This window comes from Arthrobacter alpinus, from assembly GCF_001445575.1.
Lineage (GTDB): Bacteria > Actinomycetota > Actinomycetes > Actinomycetales > Micrococcaceae > Specibacter > Specibacter alpinus_C.
The window spans coordinates 3,328,730-3,352,344 of sequence record NZ_CP013200.1 but is presented as its reverse complement, the minus strand read 5'-3'; the positions used below and the strand labels follow the sequence as shown (position 1 = coordinate 3,352,344).

27 protein-coding genes are annotated in these 23,615 nt (G+C 61.0%); 18 read left to right on the top strand and 9 right to left on the bottom strand.

The genetic code is table 11. The features are described from left to right. Nucleotides 1-24: 24 nt before the first annotated feature. The gene (locus tag AS189_RS14965) at nt 25-432 is read right to left on the bottom strand and encodes a DUF1844 domain-containing protein (RefSeq protein ID WP_062290605.1); all 408 of its coding nucleotides are present in this window, start codon (nt 430-432) and stop codon (nt 25-27) included. A 242-nt stretch (nt 433-674) separates the two neighbouring features. Between AS189_RS14965 and infC the strand changes: the two genes are divergently transcribed. The 4 genes from infC to AS189_RS14945 all read left to right on the top strand — a co-directional run bounded on the left by infC (nt 675) and on the right by AS189_RS14945 (nt 3,613). Then, nucleotides 675-1,847: a translation initiation factor IF-3 gene (infC, locus tag AS189_RS14960; protein ID WP_237759873.1), complete on the top strand. Its 1,173-nt coding sequence runs from the start codon at nt 675-677 to the stop codon at nt 1,845-1,847. Between the two features lie 103 nt (nt 1,848-1,950). Next, on the top strand, nt 1,951-2,145 hold the full coding sequence (gene rpmI, locus AS189_RS14955; protein WP_044571805.1) for a 50S ribosomal protein L35: 195 nt from the start codon (nt 1,951-1,953) through the stop codon (nt 2,143-2,145). Between the two features lie 107 nt (nt 2,146-2,252). After that, nucleotides 2,253-2,636, top strand: a complete 384-nt coding sequence (rplT, locus tag AS189_RS14950; RefSeq protein ID WP_062290599.1) for a 50S ribosomal protein L20 — start codon at nt 2,253-2,255, stop codon at nt 2,634-2,636. A 68-nt stretch (nt 2,637-2,704) separates the two neighbouring features. Then, the gene (locus AS189_RS14945; protein WP_062290596.1) at nt 2,705-3,613 is read left to right on the top strand and encodes a TrmH family RNA methyltransferase; all 909 of its coding nucleotides are present in this window, start codon (nt 2,705-2,707) and stop codon (nt 3,611-3,613) included. A 240-nt stretch (nt 3,614-3,853) separates the two neighbouring features. Here the strand turns inward: AS189_RS14945 and AS189_RS14940 are convergent, their stop codons facing one another. Further along, a complete protein-coding gene (locus AS189_RS14940; RefSeq protein ID WP_062290593.1) occupies nt 3,854-5,056 on the bottom strand; it encodes an MFS transporter in 1,203 nt (400 codons plus the stop codon). A 134-nt stretch (nt 5,057-5,190) separates the two neighbouring features. On the opposite strand from AS189_RS14940, the gene AS189_RS14935 reads away from it, so the two are divergent. From AS189_RS14935 to AS189_RS14925, 3 genes are all read left to right on the top strand, one after another. Beyond that, a complete protein-coding gene (locus tag AS189_RS14935) occupies nt 5,191-5,610 on the top strand; it encodes a (deoxy)nucleoside triphosphate pyrophosphohydrolase (protein ID WP_424581589.1) in 420 nt (139 codons plus the stop codon). 73 nt (nt 5,611-5,683) lie between these two features. After that, the gene (locus tag AS189_RS14930; RefSeq protein WP_062290587.1) at nt 5,684-5,875 is read left to right on the top strand and encodes a DUF5302 domain-containing protein; all 192 of its coding nucleotides are present in this window, start codon (nt 5,684-5,686) and stop codon (nt 5,873-5,875) included. Nucleotides 5,876-6,035: 160 nt separating this feature from the next. Further along, the gene (locus tag AS189_RS14925; protein ID WP_062290584.1) at nt 6,036-6,575 is read left to right on the top strand and encodes a DUF4870 domain-containing protein; all 540 of its coding nucleotides are present in this window, start codon (nt 6,036-6,038) and stop codon (nt 6,573-6,575) included. Between the two features lie 72 nt (nt 6,576-6,647). On the opposite strand, the gene AS189_RS14920 is transcribed toward AS189_RS14925, so the two are convergent. Beyond that, nucleotides 6,648-7,883 carry an Rv2578c family radical SAM protein gene (locus AS189_RS14920; RefSeq protein ID WP_062290581.1) on the bottom strand — a complete coding sequence of 412 codons (1,236 nt, stop codon included), beginning with the start codon at nt 7,881-7,883 and terminating at the stop codon, nt 6,648-6,650. A gap of 204 nt (nt 7,884-8,087) precedes the next feature. Between AS189_RS14920 and AS189_RS14915 the strand changes: the two genes are divergently transcribed. Beyond that, nucleotides 8,088-9,587 (top strand): long-chain-fatty-acid--CoA ligase, encoded by a 1,500-nt coding sequence (locus AS189_RS14915; RefSeq protein WP_062290579.1) that lies wholly within the window; start codon nt 8,088-8,090, stop codon nt 9,585-9,587. A gap of 159 nt (nt 9,588-9,746) precedes the next feature. On the opposite strand, the gene AS189_RS14910 is transcribed toward AS189_RS14915, so the two are convergent. Genes AS189_RS14910 through AS189_RS14895 form a run of 4 tightly spaced genes read right to left on the bottom strand, consistent with a single transcriptional unit; the run spans nt 9,747 to nt 12,083 of the window. Continuing rightward, entirely contained in the window at nt 9,747-10,385 is a 639-nt protein-coding gene (locus tag AS189_RS14910; RefSeq protein ID WP_062290576.1) for an SIMPL domain-containing protein, read from the bottom strand. A gap of 2 nt (nt 10,386-10,387) precedes the next feature. After that, nucleotides 10,388-10,915, bottom strand: coding sequence for a hypothetical protein (locus AS189_RS14905; protein WP_062290574.1), 528 nt, complete (start codon nt 10,913-10,915; stop codon nt 10,388-10,390). Then, nucleotides 10,912-11,475, bottom strand: a complete 564-nt coding sequence (locus AS189_RS14900) for a hypothetical protein (RefSeq protein WP_062290571.1) — start codon at nt 11,473-11,475, stop codon at nt 10,912-10,914. Before AS189_RS14900 ends, AS189_RS14905 begins: the two co-directional genes overlap by 4 nt. Beyond that, a complete protein-coding gene (locus AS189_RS14895; protein ID WP_062290568.1) occupies nt 11,472-12,083 on the bottom strand; it encodes a hypothetical protein in 612 nt (203 codons plus the stop codon). Before AS189_RS14895 ends, AS189_RS14900 begins: the two co-directional genes overlap by 4 nt. 151 nt (nt 12,084-12,234) lie before the next feature. Between AS189_RS14895 and pheS the strand changes: the two genes are divergently transcribed. The 8 genes from pheS to AS189_RS14855 all read left to right on the top strand — a co-directional run bounded on the left by pheS (nt 12,235) and on the right by AS189_RS14855 (nt 19,936). Further along, nucleotides 12,235-13,329, top strand: coding sequence for a phenylalanine--tRNA ligase subunit alpha (gene pheS / locus AS189_RS14890; RefSeq protein ID WP_424580683.1), 1,095 nt, complete (start codon nt 12,235-12,237; stop codon nt 13,327-13,329). A gap of 3 nt (nt 13,330-13,332) precedes the next feature. Further along, on the top strand, nt 13,333-15,876 hold the full coding sequence (gene pheT / locus AS189_RS14885; protein ID WP_062290565.1) for a phenylalanine--tRNA ligase subunit beta: 2,544 nt from the start codon (nt 13,333-13,335) through the stop codon (nt 15,874-15,876). Between the two features lie 275 nt (nt 15,877-16,151). Further along, nucleotides 16,152-16,622, top strand: coding sequence for a hypothetical protein (locus AS189_RS14880; protein WP_062290563.1), 471 nt, complete (start codon nt 16,152-16,154; stop codon nt 16,620-16,622). 283 nt (nt 16,623-16,905) lie between these two features. Beyond that, nucleotides 16,906-17,469 carry a CGNR zinc finger domain-containing protein gene (locus AS189_RS14875; protein ID WP_062290559.1) on the top strand — a complete coding sequence of 188 codons (564 nt, stop codon included), beginning with the start codon at nt 16,906-16,908 and terminating at the stop codon, nt 17,467-17,469. 9 nt (nt 17,470-17,478) lie between these two features. Further along, complete coding sequence (locus AS189_RS14870) at nt 17,479-18,447, top strand: alpha/beta fold hydrolase (protein WP_062290556.1); 969 nt, start codon at nt 17,479-17,481, stop codon at nt 18,445-18,447. Between the two features lie 128 nt (nt 18,448-18,575). Beyond that, nucleotides 18,576-18,932 carry a GntR family transcriptional regulator gene (locus AS189_RS14865; protein ID WP_062290553.1) on the top strand — a complete coding sequence of 119 codons (357 nt, stop codon included), beginning with the start codon at nt 18,576-18,578 and terminating at the stop codon, nt 18,930-18,932. After that, complete coding sequence (locus tag AS189_RS14860) at nt 18,929-19,672, top strand: DUF1648 domain-containing protein (protein WP_062290551.1); 744 nt, start codon at nt 18,929-18,931, stop codon at nt 19,670-19,672. The genes AS189_RS14865 and AS189_RS14860 overlap by 4 nt, the downstream gene beginning before the upstream one ends. 42 nt (nt 19,673-19,714) lie before the next feature. Beyond that, entirely contained in the window at nt 19,715-19,936 is a 222-nt protein-coding gene (locus AS189_RS14855; RefSeq protein WP_160320845.1) for a hypothetical protein, read from the top strand. A 75-nt stretch (nt 19,937-20,011) separates the two neighbouring features. Here the strand turns inward: AS189_RS14855 and AS189_RS14850 are convergent, their stop codons facing one another. Both AS189_RS14850 and AS189_RS14845 read right to left on the bottom strand, forming a co-directional pair. Then, entirely contained in the window at nt 20,012-20,476 is a 465-nt protein-coding gene (locus AS189_RS14850) for a hypothetical protein (protein ID WP_062290545.1), read from the bottom strand. Between the two features lie 856 nt (nt 20,477-21,332). Next, on the bottom strand, nt 21,333-21,983 hold the full coding sequence (locus AS189_RS14845) for a TetR/AcrR family transcriptional regulator (RefSeq protein ID WP_082634339.1): 651 nt from the start codon (nt 21,981-21,983) through the stop codon (nt 21,333-21,335). A 54-nt stretch (nt 21,984-22,037) separates the two neighbouring features. Here AS189_RS14845 and AS189_RS20870 point away from each other — a divergent pair, with 54 nt between their 5' ends. Then, nucleotides 22,038-23,069 (top strand): VOC family protein, encoded by a 1,032-nt coding sequence (locus tag AS189_RS20870; RefSeq protein WP_237759872.1) that lies wholly within the window; start codon nt 22,038-22,040, stop codon nt 23,067-23,069. Continuing rightward, nucleotides 22,960-23,442, top strand: coding sequence for a YceI family protein (locus AS189_RS21330; protein ID WP_424581587.1), 483 nt, complete (start codon nt 22,960-22,962; stop codon nt 23,440-23,442). The genes AS189_RS20870 and AS189_RS21330 overlap by 110 nt, the downstream gene beginning before the upstream one ends. Nucleotides 23,443-23,615 lie beyond the last annotated feature (173 nt).

Genomic DNA, 23,615 nt, shown 5'->3' with positions numbered 1-23,615 from the left:
CTTCAAGTTGGGAGCGAGTGGGGACTAGTTGACCGCTCCGGTGTACTTCTCGCCCGGACCCTTGCCCGGAGCGTCCTGGATGGTTGATGCTTCACGGAAGGCGAGCTGCAGTGAACGCAGGCCATCGCGCAACGGTCCGGCGTGCTGGCTGCCAATTTCAGGAGCTGCGGCGGTCACGAAGCCTGCCAGTGCGGTGATGAGCTTGCGGGCCTCGTCCAGGTCCTTCAGTTCTTCAGCGTCGGGTCCGGCGGCCAGGCCGCACTTGACGGCTGCGGCGCTCATGAGGTGAACGGCGGCAGTTGTAATGACCTCAATGGCGGGAACCTCTGCAATATCACGTACTACCGAGGCGGCCTGAGAATCGGTCAGGGCTTCCTCGGGGGCTGCTTCAAACGTGTTGCGGGTGTCTGGATTATTATCTGAGCTACTCATACTGCTAAGCTTGTCACAGACCGACTCGATGCTGTTATTTATCGTGTGTCCTCAAGGCGAAAGTCACAAGGACTATCGAATAGCTGCAAAGAGTTTGCAAGTGGATTCCTCTCCCACCTTTCGACCCAATCTTTGGCGTTGTCTGGTTTTAGGTCGGCACCGTCCCATGAGGGGCGGACAAGCACGTCTCCTTATCTAGGGGACCTGTGCCGATCATTTGAGGCCTCCATTGCATCAGCAAATTGGAGGCCTTCTTCGTTGCTGGTGGTACTCACCCTTTTAGGCAACAGGAGCTACACATTAGCGAGCCACGCATCAATGATCGAATCCGCGTCCCCGAGGTGCGGTTGGTTGGGCCAGCAGGCGAACAAGTAGGAGTTGTCCGCATTGAGGATGCCCTTCGTTTAGCAGCTGAGTCTGACTTGGATCTGGTTGAGGTCGCGCCGACGGCTAAGCCGCCGGTGTGCAAACTGATGGACTTCGGCAAGTACAAGTATGAAGCCGCAGTCAAGGCTCGTGAAGCCCGTAAGAACCAGACCAACACCGTCTTGAAGGAAATCCGTTTCCGTCTCAAGATCGATACCCATGACTACGAGACCAAGCGCGGGCACGCAACACGCTTCCTCGGAGCCGGTGACAAGGTCAAGGCCATGATCCAGTTCCGTGGACGCGAGCAGCAGCGTCCGGAAATGGGCATCCGTCTCCTGCAGAAGTTCGCCGCAGATGTCGCTGAAGTCGGCGTCATCGAATCGAGCCCCCGCATTGACGGCCGCAACATGGTCATGGTTATCGGTCCCCTGAAGAACAAGGCTGAAGCCAAGGCAGAAGCACGCCGCAACCAGCAGCGCGCCGATGCTAAGGCCCACAACGAAGCCGTTGCCAATGGCACCGCCCGCGTTGATGTGGACCGTGAGAACAAGGCACCCATGACTCAGTCATTGGCTGACTTGTTGCCCGAGGGCTTGCGTCTGAACGAGGATATCCCGGCTCCCGCAGCCGCTGTTGTTCCGGAAGTTGTTGCACCGGTTGCTGAAACTGTTGCGCCGACCAAGGCTCCGGCCCCTGAAGTAGCTCCGACGAAGGAAGCTCCGGCACAAAAGCCGGCAGCCGCCGTCGTACCTGCCAAGGCTCCGGCCAAGGCAGCCCCCGCTAAGGCACCGGCCGCAGCTAAGGCCCCCGCGGCCAAGGCGGCACCTGTTGCTAAGGCTGCAACCAAGCCCGCAGTAGCGCCCAAGCCGGTTGCTGCTCCGAAGCCGGTTGCCGCAAAGCCCATTCCTATGCCGAAGCCCATGGCCAAGCCGGTTGCTGCGAAGCCCGCAGCAAAGCCGGCCGCCAAGGCTGCTGCAAAACCGGCCGCGAAGGCAGCCTCTGCAAAGAGTGCTCCCGCGGACGAAACCCCCAGCTCGGCTGAATAAGGTTTCACCTTTTCAGCGGTGAATACACCCACACAGTGACCCAATCGGTCGCTGCTAGAGACCCACAGGCAGCGCCGGTGGATACGTAAGGAGATAGGTCCTCATGCCTAAAATGAAGACACATAGTGGTGCTAAGAAGCGTTTCAAGCTCACCGGTTCCGGTAAGCTTCAGCGCCAGCAGGCTAACCGCCGCCACTACCTGGAGCACAAGCCCTCCAGCTTGAAGCGTCGTCTGAAGGGTGACCTCACGGTTGCCAAGGCAGATGTTCGCAACATCAAGAAGATGCTCGGCATCTAATTTCGCAAGTCAATCGGTGTGATTCCCAGTTCAGGGTCTAACACCATTCATCAAAGCCTTCCCTGGCATGATTGGCTTGGGATCTTTAAAATTGAAGGAGTACGCACGTGGCACGTGTGAAGAGGGCTGTAAACGCCCATAAGAAGCGTCGGGTTATTCTTGAGCGCGCAAAGGGTTACCGTGGACAGCGTTCACGTCTGTACCGCAAGGCCAAAGAGCAGCTGCTGCACTCGTTTGTTTACAGCTACGGTGACCGCCGCAAGCGTAAGGGTGACTTCCGTCGCCTGTGGATCCAGCGTATCAACGCTGCCTCACGCGCCAACGGCCTGACCTACAACCGCTTGATCCAGGGCCTGAAGGCTGCTGCGATCGAGGTTGACCGTCGCATGCTGGCCGACCTGGCCGTCAACGACGCCGGTGCTTTCGCCGCTCTGGTGAACATCGCCAAGGCTGCACTGCCTGCTGATACCTCAGCTCCGGTAGCAAAGTAATTCTAGAAATACCCTGAAGGAACTCTCCAGTTCCTTGTTCATGAGTAGTGACTGATAAGGTCCTAATTATGAGTGAAACCGGGCGCCCGCCAGCAGAAGCAATGACCAATCCTCGAGCAGATCGTGTGAGGGATGTTGCGAAGCTGACCGGGCGCTCGGGCCGTTTAAAGCGCCGTCAGTTCCTGGCTGAAGGCCCACAGTCTGTCCGTGAAGCATTGCGCGCCCACCGCGAATGCCTCGCCGCTGGCGGCACAGCCGTGGTGGAAGCGTTGTACGGCACTGTTGAGAGCTTGAGGAAGTACCCGGAGCTGGTTGAAGCTGCTGCTGCACCGGGATCCCGTGTACAGGTTCGCGTTGCCAGTGAACTCGTGTTGTCCGCCATGACCGATACCGTGGCACCTCAGGGCATTGTGGCTGTCTGTAACTTTGTGGACGTGCCGTTGGCGGAGGTCTTTGCTGCCAAGCCGAAATTGATCGCCATGTTGTGCCGCGTGCAGGACCCGGGAAACGCCGGGACTGTGCTGCGTGCCGCTGATGCTGCGGGTGCCGACGCCGTGATCTTCTCCAACTCCAGCGTGGATGTCTACAACCCCAAAACTGTCCGCTCCACAGCGGGATCGTTGTTCCACCTCCCGGTTGTTCTTGGAGCAGATCTAGCCGATGTGGTTGCCGCCGCCAAGGCTGCCGGTGTGGGCATCCTCGCCGCCGACGGTTATGGGCAGCTGAACCTGGACCTGCTGCAGGACGAGAGCGCGGCGCGTGCCTTCGATCAGGAAATCCCGGATTCCAGCTACGAACTAGAGCGGCCCACCCTCTGGATGTTTGGCAACGAAGCACAAGGCCTCGCAGGCGAGGAAAAAGCCCTGGCTGATCACCGGGTCGCTGTGCCCGTCTACGGCGCGGCAGAGTCACTGAACCTGGGAACGGCCGCAACAGTGTGCCTGTACGCCAGCGCAAGGGCCCAGCACCGCGCCTAGGCAGCACCGTGACCGGTGCGAGCTGACCGCATGAGACGCGCGGCTCCTCCTGCAGAGCAACTCCTGCAGTTCAGCTCCTCCTGTCGAACCGGACGCCTGCCTGGAAAGTTTCCACTAGAACCGTCTCTGGCAGGCTGAACCCGCCGGAACGCTGTGTTAAACAAAGGATCCCGCACCTAGTAAAACTAGCTGCGGGATTCTTGTTTGTCTGGCGCTTATGTGCATTTTGTCTGGGAGGAGTTAGTTCTTGCCGGCCTTATCAAGTAGCCCGCTGAGGAGGGCGATGCCCAGTCCCAGCACTGCCAAGACGGCGCCCACCAGAGCCGGGGCGGTGTATCCCCATCCCCACGTGATGACGAGCCCACCCACGAAGGCGCCAAGCGCGTTGGCCATGTTCAGCGCCGAGTGGTTCAAGGAGGACGCCAATGTTGGCGCCCCCGGGGAGACATCCAAGAGACGCGTCTGCAGCGAAGGAATAAGCATGGCACCCGAGGCGCCAATGACGAAGATCATCAGCAACGCCATCCACTGAATGTGAACCGAGGCTGCGTACAGCACCAGCATTGCAGCGATGAAAGCCATGACAGCGTAGATGCTGCCCATGACGGACCAGTCGGCGAGCCGTCCACCGATGTAGTTTCCCACCACCATGCCCACCCCGTAGAGACCTACAATGACGGGAAGGAATCCTGAATCAAAGCCGGCCACATCCGTCATGGTGTTGGCGACGTAGGTATAGACGGCAAAGAAGCCACCAAAACCAACCACGCCTACCAGCAGGGTCAGCCAGACCTGGCCGCGACGCAAGGCGCCCAATTCCTTGCGCAAGCTGGCACCGGGCTGAACCCCTTGAGTGGGAATGAATGCCGTGATGCACACCATCGTGATGACGCCGATGATTGCGACCAGCACGAACAGCCAGCGCCACCCGAACTGCTGGCCTACATAGGTGGCCAGCGGGACGCCGAGGACGTTTGCGATGGACAGACCCATCATGACCATGGAAATGGCCCGCCCTCGTTTGCTAGGCGCCACCAATGAGGCGGCCAGTACCGCGGCTACCCCAAAGAAGGCGCCGTGTGGCAGACCCGCAATGAAGCGTGTGACCAGCAAGGTGGTGTAGTCATGAGCGAAGACGGAGAGCAAGTTGCCCACGGTAAAAAGCCCCATCAGCCCCAGAGCCAAGGTTTTGCGCGCCATTTTCGCACCAATGGCGACCAGTAACGGTGCGCCTACCACTACGCCGAGGGCATAGGCGGAGATGACATGGCCTGCGGTCGGCACACTGACGCCCACGCCCTCTGCAACATTGGGCAGCAAGCCCATCATGGCGAATTCGGTGGTGCCAATGCCGAAGCCACCAATGGCCAGGGCCAGGATCGCCCAGGCAACGGCGTTGGGCGAGGGCGGGGTGTGGCCGCGCTGGGATTTAAGCAGGGACATGGAGAATAACTTTCACAAAGTGGGTTGTGTGGATCCGCCGTCGGCGGGAGGTGCCGGCGCCACAGTGCGCAGCGGCTGGGGCATGAAGATGCCATGATCATTCTAGTTCGCCCTAGACTTAGCTGGTGACGACAATGAAACAAATCGTAGGCGCAGCACTCGTTGACTCGCTCGAGAATCCCCGCACATTATTGGCAGCCCGGCGAACGGCCCCTCCCGAGTTTGCGGGCATGTGGGAGTTTCCCGGCGGGAAAATTGAGCCCGGTGAAGAGCCGGCACAGGCCCTGCACCGGGAACTCCAAGAAGAGTTAGGCATCACAGTAACGTTGGGCGCAGAGCTGGCAGGCACGACGCCGGACGGCTGGCCTTTGAATTCTGGCGCCGCCATGCGCGTGTGGCTGGCGCAGACAACGAAGGGCACACCAGAACCACTGGAAGATCACGATGCGCTGCTGTGGGTTGAGCTAGCAGGGCCTCAAATCCTGGAATTGCCGTGGATTCCCGCTGACTTGCCCATTGTGCATGCCTTGATCGCCTTCACCAGCCAACCATAATTCGCCCAACGGGTGTTGAGAATCCAAGGTCCTGTGCCAGACTGGGTGCTGAAGACCCCAAGGAGGTTGTGCCATGACGAGTAATCACCACGACGATCAAACCGCCGCAGGTGCCAGCGAAGAAACGAAGGAAAAGTTTCGGCAGGCGCTAGAGAACAAGAAGAACCAGCAGCACGGAAGCGTGTCTGCCAAGGGTGGACCCAAGATTAATGCCTCCCACGGAGCAGCAGCAGCCAAGCGCGAGTTCCGCCGTAAGAGCGGATAATTCGTTGAGGTAGCGCCACTCACGCGCAAGGCGGCCGGAACCCAGATGTTCCTGCCGCCTTGACTGCTTTAAAAGCCGTTGAATTTTCCGTCAATTACGGGCACGGGGCGCGGAAAACGACTAGATTGGTAACCAAGGTTTCTGACCAAGGAGAGAGCACATGAGCGAGAATAATTCCCCCACACCCCCCGTTGGGCCAACGCCTCCGGGATACAACTCACCAGAGCCCACCGGCCCCATCCCGTACCAGCAGCCCGGCTATGGCCAGCCCGCCCAGCAGGCTCCGGCGCAGTATCAGCAGCCCACTGCTGCACCGCAGTATCCGCAAACCCCGGCCCAGCAGCCATACCCGCAAACTCAAAGCCAGCAGTACCAGCAGGGTGCTGTTGATCCCGCAGGCACAGTGGTTTTGAACTATTGGCTCTCCGTCTTCTTCAGCTGGATTCCGGCACTGATCTTCTTCCTCACGGAGAAGGGCAAGAACAGCTTTGCGGATGATTTCCACCGGCAGAACCTGAACTTCTCGATCCTGCGCGTCATTGCCTTTGTCTTGACGTTCATTCCCTACTTGGGTGTCATCTTCGGAATTGCCGGAGTAGCGCTGTTCATCATCCACATCATCGCCGCAGTGAACGCACCCAATCAGTTCCGCAACGGGCAAACGTACAAGTTCCCGTTCAACGTTGCGTTCATCAAGTAAGACTGCGCAGCGGCCAAAGCTGACAGCCTGACAGAGCACCAACCGCGAACAAGTTGGGCTCGGCCCCAAAGCTTAGAACAAGGTGGGCTCAAGGTTGGACGAGGCGGGGATCCCCTTCGGGGTCCCCGCTTTTGTCATGCCTGCACTGGCGCTTCCCCTATTTGCTTCGCTGGCTGTGGCTGTGGAAGAGGGTATGCCGCGGAATCCGCCGCCCGCTAGGGGACGCAGGCGCTCAACCTCGACATTGTGTGGGATGGGCATGCTCCCGGCCGGGTATTGAGCCTCTTCCTGCCTTGGATCGTGGATGAAGCCCTGCTTGCCAAAGCCGTTGCGGGCTTTGGCCTCGTTGACCCGGGCGGCCAGCCATTGCCGGTACTCCTTGGAGGCGTAGGCTCCAGAGCCGTAGAGCCGCTGGTAGCGCCCTACCAATGAGGGGTGCTCGCGGGCCAGCCACTGCATGAACCACTCACGGGTGCCTGGGCGCAGGTATAGGGCTCCGGCGCTCACACCCGTTGCACCAGCCTCAGCTAGGGCGGCGAAGAGCGCGTCCAGGGACTCTTCTGAATCGGTGAGCCACGGCAGGATGGGCATGGCCATGACACCGCACGGCAGGCCTGCATCGCGCAGCTTGCTGATCAAGGACAAGCGGGCCTTGGGAGACGGGGTGCCCGGCTCCAAGGTCTGGGCCAGACCTTCATCCAATAACGCCAGAGAGATCCCCATCCCAACACTGACCTGGCGTCCGGCCTCTCGCAAGACGGGGATGTCCCGCGCCAGCAGCGTGCCCTTGGTCAGAATGGAAAACGGGGTCCCGGAATCGGCCAGAGCCTTAATAATGCCGGGCATGAGTTGATAGCGGCCTTCCGCGCGTTGGTATGGATCCGTATTGGTGCCCAATGCAACGTGGTGGTGCTGCCATGAGGTCTTGAACAATTCCTTGCGCAGCACCTGAGCAACATTGACCTTGACGACAACCTGAGAATCGAAATCCACCCCGGGATCAAAGTCCAGATAGGTGTGGCTCTTGCGAGCAAAGCAGTAGACGCAAGCATGGGAGCAACCCCGGTACGGATTGACCGTCCATTCAAATGGCATGGTGGAGCTGGGAGGAACCTTGTTCAACGCGGACTTGGACAAAACCTCATGAAAAGTAATGCCGGCAAACTCAGGGGTTTGAACGCTCTTGACCAGTCCAGCTAAGGGAAGTAGCGGCGCGCCGGGAGGTAACTCAGGTGCCACCTGAGCTGGCGAAACGGCCAGCTGTTCGGGAAAAAGTGGCTGGTTGATTTGTTGATTAGTCCACCGCATTCCTCGATTAGAACATATATTCTAATTCACAGCAAGGTATTGATGGTGGGAAATAGCTACTGGCCAGTAGTAATGTGGTGTGAATCACGCTTATGCACGTTAGGGTGGTGGCATGGGACGACGGCGTCTCCTGGTGTTTGATTCCAGCCTTCATTGCCGATGATGGACTCTGGACTCAGGCATCTCCTGCATTAAAGGAGCACCATGACGAATCTGGCCTCGATTGTCCCCGCCTCCGCCACCAGGAATCCAGGCGGGATTGTCATCAAACTTGATGACATTGAAATCACCTACGGAGCCCTCGAGGTGCTCAGCGCCAAGGTTGCGGCATTACTGGCTCAGCGGGGTGTCAAGCCAGGGGACCGGGTGGCGTTAATTTCACCCAACCTGCCGCAGATGCCGCCCATTTATTACGGCATTTTGCGCTATGGGGCCATTGTGGTTCCACTGAATCCACTCTTGAAGGCCCGGGAAGTGGCCTATCACCTACAGGATTCCGGCGCCACACTAGCCTTCGCCTGGGAAGGTGTCATGGCTGAGGTGGCCGCCGGGGCGGCTGAAGCCGGAACTGAAATCATTCCCATCGATGCGAGCTTCATGGCCCTGGTGACCCCGCTTGAGCCACGCCATGAGGTGGCTGAGGCCGCCAAGGATGACACGGCCGTTATTTTGTACACCTCCGGCACCACAGGCAAACCCAAGGGTGCCGAGCTCACCCACGAGAACTTGCGCAGCAATGCTGAAGTGTCGGTGGCTCTCTTCGGCAGCCGGGACGGAGACGTGATTTTCGGCGGGCTGCCGTTCTTCCACATCTTTGGACAGACCTGCGCGCTGAACTCTGCCGTCATGGCAGGGGCTGCCGTGACACTGCTGCCCCGCTTCGATCCAGTCAAGGCGTTGGAGATCATCGCCCGGGACAAGGTCACTATCTTTGAAGGCGTCCCCAGCATGTACATTGCACTGCTGCGTGCTCCCGGCCGGGAAAACTATGACCTGAGCAGTCTGCGGCTGGCGGCCTCCGGCGGATCGGCCCTGCCGGTGGAAATCTTGCACGAATTCGAAGCCACCTTCAATGCCACCTTGCTCGAGGGGTACGGGCTGTCCGAGACATCGCCCGTGGTCAGTTTTAACCAGCTCGACGGCGTTCGCAAGCCAGGTTCCGTGGGAACCGCGGTGACCGGAGCCCAACTGAGGGTCATCGATGAGGAGGGAGCCGACGTCGAACCTGGCTCGGTGGGGGAGATAGCCGTGGCGGGCCCCTATGTTATGAAGGGGTATTGGAACAATCCCGAGGCGACGGCGGCCGCTATCCCAGACGGATGGTTCCGTACGGGGGATCTGGGACGCCAGGATGAAGATGGGGTGTTCTTCATTGTGGACCGGAAGAAGGACATGATCCTGCGCGGCGGTTACAACATCTATCCGCGCGAGATTGAAGAAGTCCTATACGAGCACCCGGCCGTTGCCGAGGCTGCAGTTCTGGGCAAGCCCGACGACGTCCACGGTGAGGAAGTGTGTGCCGTGGTAGCGCTGAAGGAAGGTGCCGTTGGCGCAGAGAACCCGGAGGCGTTGGCTGCGGAAATCCAAGAGTTCGTCAAGGAGCGAGTGGCCGCCTATAAGTATCCGCGCAAGGTCATTATTGTTGACGCACTGCCCAAGGGTCCCACGGGTAAGATCCTCAAGCGCGAGATCAAGGTTTCTTGAGCCACAGCTTGTGGGTCAGTCTGCGAGTAGTTTGTTGAAACGGGCTTGACGCTTTGCACTTGACGCTAGGCGCTCGCAGAGGAGCGGCCCCGGTGAACCTCACCGGGGCCGCTCCTCTGTCTGTTCTTGGGCTTAGTTATGTGGCTGATTTACTGAGGCCTAGTTCAGCAACCAGGTGATCTGCACGGCGATGGTGACATCGCTTTGCCCTGGCTCAATGGCCATGGCGCTGTCCATCGTCATGGCGGCGCGGGCCATCATGGCGCGTGGGCTGCCGGAGGGGATGTTCCCTTCGTGGACTTTTTTCACGGCACCAAGGGTGCGGCCGGCCAGCTGTGCGTACACTTCGGCGGCGCGGCGTGCATCAGCCCATGCCGCAGCCCGGGCTTCGTCCTGTGCCGCGGAGGGATCGGAAACGACCGGGGACATGCCGTTGAGTCGAACGTTGTTGTTGCCGGCCTCAACCACGGCAGCAACGATGTCCGGGGCGCCTTGGTCGTAACGAAGGGATACGGAGAGAGTGCTGGAGACCGTGTACCCGGTGACTACCGTGCCCAGCCCTTCTTGCCAACGGCTGTCCACGCGAACATCCAGCGTGGAGGAGCTGATGGATGTGCGCTCCACGCCCAACGTCTGCAGTTTCGCGTTGACGGCGTTGAGGGCCTCGCCAGCTTGAGAGTATGCGTCACGTACGGTGGGCTGTGATGCCTCAATACCGATGTTGATGGTGAAGAAGTCCGGGGCGGTCTGGACTGCGCCGTGCCCGGTGACGGTGATGGAGTTGTTGGTCTCGCTCATAGTTAGTTCTCTTCCTGGATCTGTACGGTGTGAGGCTGTACGCCGGTACTGGCTGGTGACTTAACAAACGCCAGGCGCCGCAATTGGTTCCGCAACCCGGTAAGCCTGGCGATGGTGGGCAGTTCGCGGTAGCCACCCAAGGCCAGTCCTGCGTTGCGTTCGAAGAAGTTTCGGCTGCCCGGATCTCCGGTGCGCCAGAGTGAATAGGTGGCGCAGGCTGCATAGAGGGGAAAGAACGGTAAGCCAAGGCACCATGCGTATTGGGTTGCGTGCCCGGATTCGTGGGCCAGTAAATCAGGGCGCGCATCGATGTGGGCTCGGTCTGTTCGGTAGAAGATCACATTGCCTACCGTGAACGCGCCCGCTATCGGCAGCTTGGGTTGGTAGTCGGTGCCAAAGATTAGTCCGTGCGGGCCCTGCTCAATCCGGGTGCGTGTCAGCCCCGCCAGCAGCAACCCGGACGCCGTCGAAAGGTTCATGGCATTGGCTACGGCACGGATGAGCTCGAGCCGAGTGAGGGGAGAACTCATGGCGTGGTACTGGTCCCTTCCTTGGGCGCGGGGGTGCTGCTGGTGACAGTGAGCGCGGCCAAAGCTTTGGCGGTATCGGGTTTGGAATGGTCGCAGGAATCCATGGGCCATTGGATGTTGACTGCCTGCCCGGTGGCATTGATCAGCCAGATGCCCGGCAGAGTTTCCCCGTAGTCCAGACAGCTCATGGGGCCTCCGCGCTCGCTGGGGACTGCCAGAGCTGCCAGTAGGGGAGCGTAGTCGCCGGATAAGTGGTCCTCCGTCACGTCGGCGGTGGCAGAATCGAGAGAGCAGCGCACAATATCTACTGGAATGAACCGGTCTGGAACACGCCCCTTGAGTAACGCGGCCGGATTTGTGGCTGCCGGTTCCCAGTCCGTGGACGTTGAACAGCGGACGGCGTCTTGCAGCGTGGCCGGTTCAGGCAGATATGTCTCTGGTTGCAACAGCGGATGTGGGGAGCTACATCCAGATAGCAGCAGCGCCGCAACCATCACAGCCGTGGCGCGGAACGCCAAGCCGGCCGTGCTTAGTTTGACGTGGTGCTGGCGGGTGCTCATGAGCTGGTTTTCTGACGCTCAATGACCTGGCCAACGCTCAGCTTCTCTAAGGCTTTCGCCGTATCCGGCTTGCCACGGGTCTTGCCGCAAGCGTCCAGCGGCCACGCAACCTGAATAGCCCGGCCCTGCGCATCGACCATCCACAGGGGCGGAACGAGCTCCATGTCAGCTGTACATGCCCCGCTTCCGCTTTTATCGCTGGGCTGCGCCAACGCGGCGAGTAAGTTGGAGTAGTCGCCCTCCAAATGTTCCTCGTGGAGCACCGGGGTGTAATCACCAGTGGGATCATTGACACCCATGGAGCAGCGGATGACGTGGACTGGCACAAATCCCTCGGGGACGGAACCCTTGAGCATTGCCTCCTGGGATGCGGAACCCGAGACGTCCGACGCCGGTGGGCTGGCCGGTTCTGGCAGCCAACCTATGGTGGACCCGGGGCAATCGACTTTTTCCTGGATCACGGCGGCGTCGGGCGTGTACGTGCCGGTCCCGCCGGGAGTCAGCCCGCACCCACCCAGCGTGAGAGTAAGCAACAGCACCAGCGGAAGGCTCGCCAACGGCGTACGGCGGAAGGCCGGCGTCGTACTTGTGCTGCGAAGGGTGACCATGAGCGTTAGCGTAACAAAACAGCAGAGGCATTGGGTCGCGAAGCGGTAAAGAGTTGGGTTCAAAGCAGGCATGCGCCGTCAACTAGAATGGTTGCGGCGGGAGGAGCTACCCCGCCGCTTACTCGCACACGAGCTTAGGTAAAAACTGTAGATGTCTGAGATGCCCCACACGACGGCAGAAATGCCCGAACCAACTACCGAACCCGCAACGGTCCCGGACCCGCTGGACGAAGCCGCCATTGGCGCAGCCGTCCAAGACGCGCTCGCAGCCTTTGTCGCCGCAGCCACCCTGGACGAGCTGAAGACCGCACGCCTGGCGCACACCGGTGAAAAGTCGCCGCTGAGCCTTGCCAACCGTGAAATCGGAGGTCTCGCCAAAGAATTTAAGGCTGCCGCCGGAAAGCTCATGGGCGGTTCCCGTGGCCGCGTAGCCAAAGCGCTCGCAGGCCGCACCGAGGTGCTCGAAGCCGAGGACGCCGCGCGTATTCTCGTTGAGGAGACCGTGGATGTCACGGCCGCTCCGCGCCGCCGTCGCGCCGGGGCCCGCCACCCGTTGTCCACCCTGCAAGACCGCGTGAGCGATATCTTCGTGGGCATGGGCTGGGAAATCGCCGAAGGCCCCGAGCTGGAATCGGAATGGTTCAATTTTGATGCCTTGAACTTCAAACCGGACCACCCGGCCCGTGAAATGCAGGACACGTTCTTCGTGGAGCCGCCCGAGGCGCACCTGCTCATGCGCACGCATACCTCCCCGGTGCAGGTCCGTTCCATGCTGGAACGCGAACTGCCCATCTACGTGCTGTGCCCCGGCAAGGTGTTCCGCACCGACGAGCTTGACGCCACGCACACCCCGGTGTTCCACCAGTTCGAGGGTCTGGCCATTGACAAGAACCTGTCCATGGCGGATCTGCGCGGCACGTTGGAGCACTTTGCTCGGTTGATGTTTGGTGAGGAAGCCAGCATCCGTCTGCGTCCGAACTTCTTCCCGTTCACCGAGCCGTCGGCCGAGCTGGACATCTGGCACCCCGGTGCCAAGGGTGGCCCGCGCTGGATTGAGTGGGGCGGCTGCGGCATGGTCAACCCGAACGTGCTCCGTGCTGCCGGCATTGACCCAGAGGAATACTCCGGATTTGCCTTCGGCATGGGCATTGAACGCACTCTTATGTTCCGCAATGAAGTGGGCGACATGCACGACATGATTGAGGGCGACGTACGATTCAGCGAACACTTTGGGATGGAGATCTAAGCGGTGCGTATTCCACTGACTTGGCTGCGCGAGTACGCGCAGGTACCGGCTGAAGCAACAGCCGAAGACGTAATGACTGACCTGGTCAAGGTCGGTTTTGAAGAAGAAGATGTGCACCGCCCGCTCGATGAGATCAGCGGCCCCATTGTGGTGGGCCAGGTTTTGTCTAAGGAACCCGAGGCGCAGACCAACGGCAAAACCATCAACTGGTGCACCGTCCGCGTAGTGCCCGAAGGCGCCACCCAGACCCTGGACATTGACGGCATTGACCCAACAGGAGTGCAGGGCATTGTTTGCGGTGCGCACAATTTCGAGGTTGGGGACAAGGTTATTGTCACCCTGCCCGGCGCCGTGCTGCCCGGAGACTTCCGCATCACCCCGCGGAAGACTTACGGTCACGTGTCCGCCGGCATGATCGCCTCCGTGCGTGAACTCGGCATTGGCGATGACCACGACGGCATCCTGGTGCTCTCAACTCTGGGTCTTGACCCGGAATTGGGCACCGACGCCCTCGCCCTCTTAGGTCTGGACGATGAAGCCGCTGAAATCAACGTCACACCTGACCGTGGCTACGCGTTCAGCATCCGCGGCGTCGCCCGCGAATACGCGCACGCAACAGATAGTGTGTTCACGGATCCGGCGTCGCTGGTTTCGGTGACCGCCTCCACCGGTGCGGGGCACGCAATCGTTCTTGCCGACGGAGCGCCCATTTACGGCATCCCGGGCTGCGACCGTTTTGTGGCACGCACCGTGAGCGGAATTAACGCAACCATGCCAACTCCGACGTGGATGTCCTCGCGGCTGCGACTGGCCGGGATCCGTTCCATTTCGCTGCCCGTGGATATCTCCAACTACGTCATGTTGGAACTGGGGCAGCCGCTGCACTTCTACGATGCCGACAAGCTCGACGGCGCTATCACGGTTCGCCGTGCCACCGCTGGCGAGACGCTGAAGACTCTGGACGGCAAGGTCCGCAAGCTCGACGCCGAGGATCTGCTGATCACCGATGGCTCCGGTCCCATCGGCGTTGCCGGTGTTATGGGCGGTGCCTCCACCGAGGTCACCTCAGCCACCAGCACGGTGCTGATTGAGGCTGCGCACTTCGAAGAAGTCTCCATTGCCCGATCACGCCGCCGTCACAAGCTGCCGTCCGAGGCGTCCAAGCGTTTCGAGCGTGGTGTGGATCCCTTGGTGGCCGACATTGCCGCCCAGCGCGCGGTCAACTTGTTGGTTGAGCTCGCTGGTGGCACTGAAGAAACCACAGCTACCGACGTGAATGCCGTGGTGGCTTCAGCCCCCGTCTTCCTGCCCTCGGGCTATACCTCGGCACGCATTGGCATCGAGTTCACGCAGTCTCAGATCATGGGTTCGCTGACTGATCTCGGCGCAGACGTGGAGAAGGTCGACGGCGGCTATTCCGTCACAGCCCCTTCTTGGCGGCACGATTTGCTCACCAAGGAAGACTTGACGGAGGAAGTGGCCCGCTTGGTGGGCTTCGATCAGATCCCGTCCAGCCTCCCCACGGCACCTCCCGGACGCGGCTACTCCCGCAAGCAGCAGCAGCGCCGCCGCGTAGTTCAGGCACTGGCGGATTCCGGTTTGACCGAGATCATGGCTTACCCGTTCGTTTCCAAGGCGTCCAATGACACCTTTGGCGTGGCCGAAGCCGGTGCCCCGCGCACTGCCGTGAAGCTGGCCAACCCGCTTAGCGAGGAATTCGGCTTCCTGCGCACCTCCGTGCTGCCGGGCTTGATTGAGATTGCCAAGCGCAACCACTCACGGGGTTTCCATGATCTGGCGCTGTTCGAATCCGGTCTGGTATTCCTGCCGTCGGACACTCTGGGCACGGCATCGATCCCGCCGCTCGGCGTGAAGCCCTCGGATGAGGTCCTCGATGCCCTCTACGACGGTATTCCCTACCAGCCGCTCACCATGGCTGCCGTGTTCACGGGCAAGGATTCACCGGCAGCCCCTGCTCACGCACCCCGTGCCTGGGACTGGGCCGACGCCATTGACGCTGCCCGTTTGGTGGCCGATGTGGTTGGTGTGGAACTGATCGTCTCTCAAGGCTCGCACCAAGCGTTCCACCCGGGCCGCGCTGCCCAATTGACACTGCGGAGCGGCGAGGTTGTTGGCTACGCCGGCGAACTTCACCCGAAGCTGTTGAGCGAGCTGAACATGCCTGCCCGCTCGGTAGCCATGGAAATCAACGCAGAGAAGGTCTTTGCCGCAGCGGCCGACATCATCGTGGCCAAGCCCATCTCCACCTTCCCGGTGGCCACACAGGATGTTGCTTTGGTTGTTCCGGCTGAGGTCGCTGCCGCGACCGTGCTGGAGACCCTGCGTGAAGGCGCCGGTGAATTGCTCGAAGACGTGACGCTGTTTGACGAGTACCAGGGCACGGGTATTCCCGACGGCCGCAAGTCGCTGGCCTTTGGCCTGCGCTTCCGCGCCGCTGACAGGACCCTGACCTCCGATGAAGCATCGGCAGCCAGGGCATCCGCCGTCGAGCTTGCGGCAGAACGGTTCGGCGCCACCCAGCGCTGATCCCCACCCGCTCCCCAGCCTCGTACCTCGGCCGTGGCCCCTCGCGGGCGTGGGCCCATCCACCCGCTCCCCAGCCTCGTACCTCGGCCGGGGCCCCTCGCGGGCGTGGGCCCATCCACCCGACTCCTAGCCTCGTACCTCGGCCGTGGCCCCTCGCGGGCGTGGGCCCGAGCAGTGACCCGCAGTAGACGGCGACGCTCCAATTATTTCATTGGAGTGTTGCCATCTACTGCGGGTCATCTTCTTTAAAATGAGGTACCGGATCATGATGGGGCATGGCATCAATTCGCGTCCGGCACCGGTACACGATCATGGCCGCCATGGCCGCCTGTGCCGCAGTGGCGTTGACGGGCTGTGGATCCTCCTCACCCATGGCGGGAAGCCCGCCGTCACCATCGGCCGGTTCAGGCGACCCGGGGGAGTGGAAGCTCCTTGCCCCGGACGAGGTCACCCCAGAGAGTACTTCACTTCGGCTCGGTGTCTCCCGGGCGAGCTGTGCCGGAGGCGTGACGGGTGAGGTGCTGATCCCGCAGCTGACTTATGAGGCCGGCAGGATTACCATCAGGACGGACGTTGCGCCATTGCCTGATGGCGCCTACACATGCCAAAGCAATGACTTTGTTCCCATCACAGTGGAACTGCAGGAGGCTGTCGGTAACAGGGAACTCTTCGATGCCCTCTGCCTTGATAGCAACAGGGCGGGCCATTCCTATTGCATGGACGGCGGGGTGCGCTGGGCTCCGTGAATCTTGAACCGGAGCCGAGGCGCAGGATGGGGCGCCCACGGTCAAGCCCTGCTACCAATCTCCTTACTCATTATCACGCTCGTGCTGTTGCTTGGGCTGGTGCACTCAACCCGGCGGGCTCCGCAGCCGTCCGCGCATTTCATGTAGTTCACCTGTCCCTGAGAGGTTGAGTGGCTCGATTCAAGCTCCCACTCGTGGTGGTGCTTTGACGAGATGGTGGTGGATGTGAGGTCATTGAATGAAGTAGATAGGGTCATGCATTCCACTATGTTGTAATGGTCTTATGCAACTCAACCCTTACGGTGAATATGCGGTCCTTCTCGCTGGATCGCTCGCCAATGACTTCCCTGCGGATCGAAATGGCATTTTCGAGCGGACACGTGAATTCGGCATGACCATGAGCTTCACGCAAATGCATGATGATCATGCCTTGGTCCGCCGGGTGATCGATGACTGGCTGGAAGTGGTTGATGCGCCGGAGTATTCGGCGCGGGCATCCTTGCTCAACGCTCACATGGCCGCCGCGAGCGCCTACCCCCGCCTGACCGACCATAATGGTGAAGGCTGGCACCTGCACTACCGGGATGAGAGCCAGACCTTGCCTCATGTATTGCGTGCAGTGATCAGCGTGGGGACGGCCCTGCATCTGAGCACCCGAGGCATGAATCGTCTGTCGCGATGCGCGGCCGGGCAGGCGCCTGGGGATCCGTGTACCGATGTGGTTGTTGATGTAACGCGCAATGGGCGTCAGCAGTATTGTTCAGTGCGCTGTAATAACCGCGCTGCGGTCCGTCGGCACCGGGCCCGCGCCGGCTCTTCCGCCGCAAGTTTGGGTCGTTCAGCTTAGTGTGGGGAGATGACTGAAGAAAACCTGCCCAGTGAGTGCGGTTGGCTGCCCCGCGACAACGCCAAGATCTATTGGGAATCCAGTGGAAACCTCGACGGCGTGCCTGTCCTCTATCTGCACGGAGGGCCCGGTGGGTCCCTGGGTAAGGGTGGGTACCGCAAGCGTCACGATGCGGCACAGTTCCGGACTATCGGCATCGACCAGCGTGGTTGCGGAAACAGCACGCCCACCGTTCAAGACGATCTGGCTCATTTGGCGGACAACACCACGGCGACGCTGATCCAAGACATTGAAGCCGTGCGTGCGCATCTGGGCATCGAGCAGTGGATTGTGACAGGTATGTCTTGGGGAAGTACCCTCGCCCTGGCCTATGCGCTGGAACATCCTGACCGCGTCCTCGGCATTGCTCTCATGGCCGTCACCACCACGAACCGTGATGAGGTCGATTGGATTACCGAAGGTGTAGGCCGGATTTTCCCGGAAGCCTGGGATGAGTTCGCTGCGGCTTCAGGCGCGCTGCCGGGGGAGCGCGTGGTGGAAGCTTACGCGCGCAGGCTATCCGGTGCCGATCGGGAGAACGCTCGCGTAGCCGCGATGGACTGGGATCGCTGGGAGGCGTGGCACATTTCATTGAGCTCCTACTGGCAGCCGGGGCCCATGTTCAGTGATGAACGTTTGCGCATGACCTTCGCGCTGTTGGTGACGCACTATTGGTCGAACGATGCATTTCTTACTGACGAGAGGGAAATCATTCCTCGAATCCATCAGCTCAACGGGATTCCGGGTCATCTCATTCATGGCCGACGCGACGTCAGCGGACCCGCCATCACGCCGTGGAAACTTCACCAACAGTGGAGCACCAGCAAGCTAACAATTGTGGAGGATGAGGGCCATGGCGGCCCGCAATCCGTCGCTGCACTCATCGCCGCCGTCGAAGAAATCAAAAGCGGGCTCGAGGAAACGGCGTCGCACAGGTGATGTCCAGTTGAGGCCCACGCTGCTGACAGTGGCCGTGAAATCGGCTTCTCCGGGAAATGGGCAAGACGCCGCCGCGGGAAATCTCTACTAGTTGGCAGCGTTCGCATTGTTCTACTAGTATTGCAAACATGTTATTTCGTGTTGATGCGGCCTCGACTCTCTCGTTGGCTGAGCAGATAGCGGTTCAGGTGCGTGCCGGCGTCGTCGATGGAAGCCTAGTGCCGGGTGAGCGCCTGCCGCCCGCCCGTGACTTGGCCACTGCCTTACACATCAATATGCACACAGTGCTGCGGGCCTACAAGCAGTTGCGCGATGAGGGCATCATTGAGATGCGTCAAGGGCGCGGCGCGTTTGTGTCCTTAGACGCCGGTCCCGGGTTGCTTCGCCTCACGGAAATGGCACAACAATTATTGGCTGAAGCGCGGAAATTGGGGATGACCCAGCAGGACATTGTGCGCATTATTGGGGGAGTTGCAAAAGCATGACTGAAGTACAGCAAAGGACCAGCGCCACCCGGCGCATCGCCGCTGGTCTGGTGGGACTGATACCGCTGGGCGCCGTTGCCGCAACGTGGCTATCATGGCACGACAGGCTGCCGGCGGAACTGGCCTCGCACTGGTCGGGAACCGGCGAACCGGATGGCTTCATGTCCACCGGGGCGGCACTCACCCTTGGTTTGCTACTGACGGGAATCCCGGCAGTAATCGGCATGATCGCGGCAGTCATTCCCAGCCTGCGCCCCGCCCTGTTGCGTGGCATCGTCGGATTCGCTGGCATGGTGTCCGGCATGGGCGCCGGCACATGGCTCATCTCGGCTGGCCTAACACTGCAAGCCGGCAGCGCCGAGCAGGCAGTTCTCGGGTGGTGGCTCGCGGCACTCATCGTCTCATTCCTCTTCGGGGCCTTGCCTTACTTCATCGCACCGAAACCGAAATTCACCACCACAGTGCACGAATCACGGATCCAGCTTGGTGCCAACGAATCCGGTGCCTGGTCCAGGACCATCACCTCAAAAGTGCTGCTGTGGTTGCCGGTTGTGCTGCTCGCCGTCACCGGAATCATGTTCATCCCCGCCTTCACCGACGGCGAGTTGTCTACTGTCTGGATGGGCGGAGGCACCATGCTGCTGACCACCGTGATCGTCGCGCTCATCGCCCACATGCAGGTGACCGTCGACTGGCGCGGCCTGCGCATCGTCTCCACTCTGGGCCGCATCCCGCTCTAGCGCATCCGTCTGGAGGATATTGCCGCCGTCGAGGTGACCGAATTGCGTCCCTCGGAGTGGGGTGGTTGGGGTTACCGGGTCATGCCGGGCCGTTCCGCCGTCGTCATGGGCGCCGGCCCTGGCCTCATCATCACCACCACGGGGCAGAAGCAGTTTGCCGTCACGGTTGCGGATCCTGAGACGGCCGCTAGCCTCTTGCTCACCTTGCGTGACCGGATGGACGACGGCGGCACTCAACGCGCCGGATCCGCCCAGACCGCTTAGGCACAGCTTGGGTGACGGGCCGACCGGGAGCGAGCGTAATTCGCAGACAACGCGAAAGCTCGGCCCAAAGAGGGACTAGCGGCGGCTTTCCCGTCGCGCCTGGCGCTGAAGGCCACGCAACGTTGTTGGTGGTGCCGCATACTCCATACGCCACGCCTTGACGGCGCAACTGGTGACAGTCAGTAAGGCAACCGTCGACAGCAGCCACATCCCAAAGCCGCCAATATCACCAGCTGCTCCTTGAGGGCTCCCTAATGACAGCAACAATCCACTGGTCACAACAGCACATGCTGCGAAGAACACGCTGGCAATGGACAGCCAACGAAAGGCCCGGTTTCGCTTCAGCAAGCCTTTGGGTGCCGCCACAATGAGGGCCACGGGAGTAACTACGGCGAAAATAGCGGATGCGATGTAGGCGGGCACATACGTAGCATCTGTGAGAGGCAAATAGATGCCGCAGAGAGCAACCATCACAGCAAAGACAATCGGGATCGTTTGGCGTCCTGACTTCTGTGATTTGTCGACCCAATCTAATTCCATGTGAACCCCCAGGTTTCGACGATTACCGCCGTTGGCACCTTTCCAAATGTTGGATGCCTGCACAGCATAACCCGCAGGTGGAGTCGGCCTCGACTAATGACGGGCTCTGGCTCACGTCTGCTGGTACACCTTGTCCGGGTACTTGGTTCCGCTCGTTTCGGGGACACGGTACCGGCAGGGGACAACAGTGACTAATTCGCATCTGTAACCGCTATGGCGCGGGCATTCGGAGGTAGCCTCAGGCCAGATGTTGCAGGGTCTGCGGCCGGTGTCGCTGACTGGAAAACCAGCAATTATCGAGGATCCTCATCACCGGGACTGCTCGGCAGCGTGACGACATCATCGCGACTGTACAAGCCGGGGGCCCAAACGAGGTCCCAACTCCGCCATTGCCAGCCCCGCGGCCCCGAAAGGAACGCCACTGCACGCACTGGTCCCGGCCTAACAGGCGTGGAATGTGGGGGCGTATGTGCCGTGCGCCGTGGCGGGACTAAACACCCGCGTTTGGAGTCCGAATGTTCCCGCGGGAGCCACAAGTCCGCTAGCATCCGGGCTGAGGCCGGGGCAGAGAATATGATTCGCCCCTGTGGGCCGGCGGCGAATCGTGTTATCTACTCCCTCGACCAACCGTTGGGCGAAGGCGATACCAATCCCGCCTTTCGCGTATCTCCCCGTCGGCACAGCCTGTCTGCCGCGTCTATCCCCGTCTTCCGCGCATGTACGGACGTATGCGAAAGGCGGGGACATATGCTGTCGGTGCGGCACAGGCCATCAGGTAGGGCTGCCCGCTCCGCCGAACATCCACTGGCTGCCGATGTTTTCCGAAACATTCGTGTCAAGTAGATGTTCGATCCATTTATTTGGGGCTTGTGAGGGCGGTCAGCGTGTCGATGATAAGCGACCGATGCAGGGAGGCCGACCATCCATGGGTCCTTCTGGTGTGCACGACGGTGTCGGCGCAGAGCAAAACATCGGTGAGAACGGTGAGGTATTCCGGGCGCGCACCCTTCGCGAGGAGGCCGTCGGCGGCGGCGTGCTCCCAGAACGAGCGGCACAGTGCGGCGGTGGCGTGGCGCCCGGCCTGGGCGGCTTCGGCAAGCTCCGGCTCAAGTCCCTCGGCCTGGGTGGCCACCTCGAACATCGGCCCTGCCCGTTCCGCGATGCCGACTGAGACGTCGGCGAGGGCCGCGATCCGTTCGGCGAGGGTGTCGGCGGTCATCGCGTCCTGAACGCGGGGGCGGTGGGCTACATCGACCGGCTCCACGTCACCCACGAGAGCCTGGTCGACGACACGGCTGAACAGGGCCGCCTTCGTTTTGAAGCGAACATAGACGGTACGCGCAGCGACCTCGGCGCGCCCTGCGATCTGGGCAAGGGTGGTGGACACATAGCCCTGCTCAAGGAAAAGCTCGCCCGCGGCCTGAATGAGCTGGGCCTCGGTCCGGGCCACCCGCCGGGCTCTCAGGTTCGGACGCGGAAGGGATTGGTGCTTGACGTCATCGCTCATAAGGTGCAGTATAACTGCATAGATACAGTTTGACTGCAATTAAGGAGTTTTCTGATGATTCCGAAACTGGCTGGGGTGCACACCCTCAAGCTGCCCGTCGCAGACCTGGACCGCTCGATCCCGTGGTACGGCACCCGACTCGGCTATCAGGTCGCCATCGAGTTCCGTGAGCACGGGCGCCGCACCGGCGTGGTCATGACCCATCCCGACGGTGGGCCCGATCTCGCGCTGAACCTCAACCCGGACCGGGCGAAGGCGTCAGCCGGCTTCGACTACTTCTCCATCGGAGTGCCCGACCGGGACGGGATCGAGGCTTTGGCGGCCCACCTCAGCGGCCTCGGGGAGTCCCATGCTGGCGTGCACTTCGCCACGATCGGATGGATCCTGCCGATGCTGCACGACCCTGATGGCCACGAGGTCCGCTTCTACACGATGGAATCCCATACCGTGATTGACCCGGCAGCCCCGCTCGTCATCGACGACGCCATTGCAACAGCACAAGCCAAGGAGGAACAATGGCGCGCCGAACGGGCAGCATCCATTGGCGTGATCGGCAAGGCCGCCGGAACGACGCGGCCCCATTCCCCGCAAGTAATGATGAAAGCACTGGTCCTGACTTTCAACGGGCCGCGGTCGGAGCTTCTGCTGGCGGCGTCCGATCGTGCCGGCAGTGATCGGTTGCTACCTGAAATTACCAGCCATCCAGGCATGCGAGACGAGTTCGTCAACCTCACCGTCCTTCGCCAACCCGGAGGTGCAAGTCTGATCGTCATCACGGTTCAAACCGAGACCGGCCTGCAGCTGCTGCACGAGATCGTTGGCACCTCCAAACTGCTCCCGGGGGAGGAACAGGCCCTGCTGCCCGGTCCGGACCGGGGGACGTCTTCGATGTCGTTGGCAGCTACGGACCTCTGGAGCAGGCTGGGGTGGAGATCCAATGAGCACAGCCGCGACCACCGCCGCCGGCCGGTGGACACTGGACCCCCAAGCAAGCACGGCATCATTCATCGCACCACACCTGCGCTCCGGGGTCCAGGGAAGCATTCCCTTCCGCGCTGCAACCGTCGAATTTGGCAACCAAGGTGAAGTTGTCCGTGCCACTGCCGAACTCGAGCTGACAGCCATCGACACCGGCAACCCAAGGCGTGATCGGGACTTGGCCAAGCCCCACCTGCTCAACACTCACCACTTTCCCATCCTTGCCGTCAGCATGGACTCGTGCAGCACGACCGCAACTGGCTGGACAGCCCAAGTCACTATCGCGGCCCGGGGGCGCACGTGCCCGGCCAGCCTCATCGCAACGCGTATCTGCGCCGCCACCGACAGCACGCTCAGAACCAGGATCCAAGGAAGTTTTGACCGTTCCTTGTTGGGCCTCCACATTCCAGGAATCATCATCGGCCGACAAATCCGCGTCGAATTATTCGCAGAGTTCCGCGCCGCACCGAACCGCCCATGACGACAAAACCCTTGCTTGGCCGGATCGGAATCATGCCTTGCGGGTACTGGCAGCCGCTTCCGCAAAGACGGGGGCCAACCCGCCAGAACGCTGTACCTTCCCCGCGGGGTTTCGCGGGGACCCCGTGAGACCACTTGTCCGCCGCGTATCTCCCCGCTTATGACAACACGACG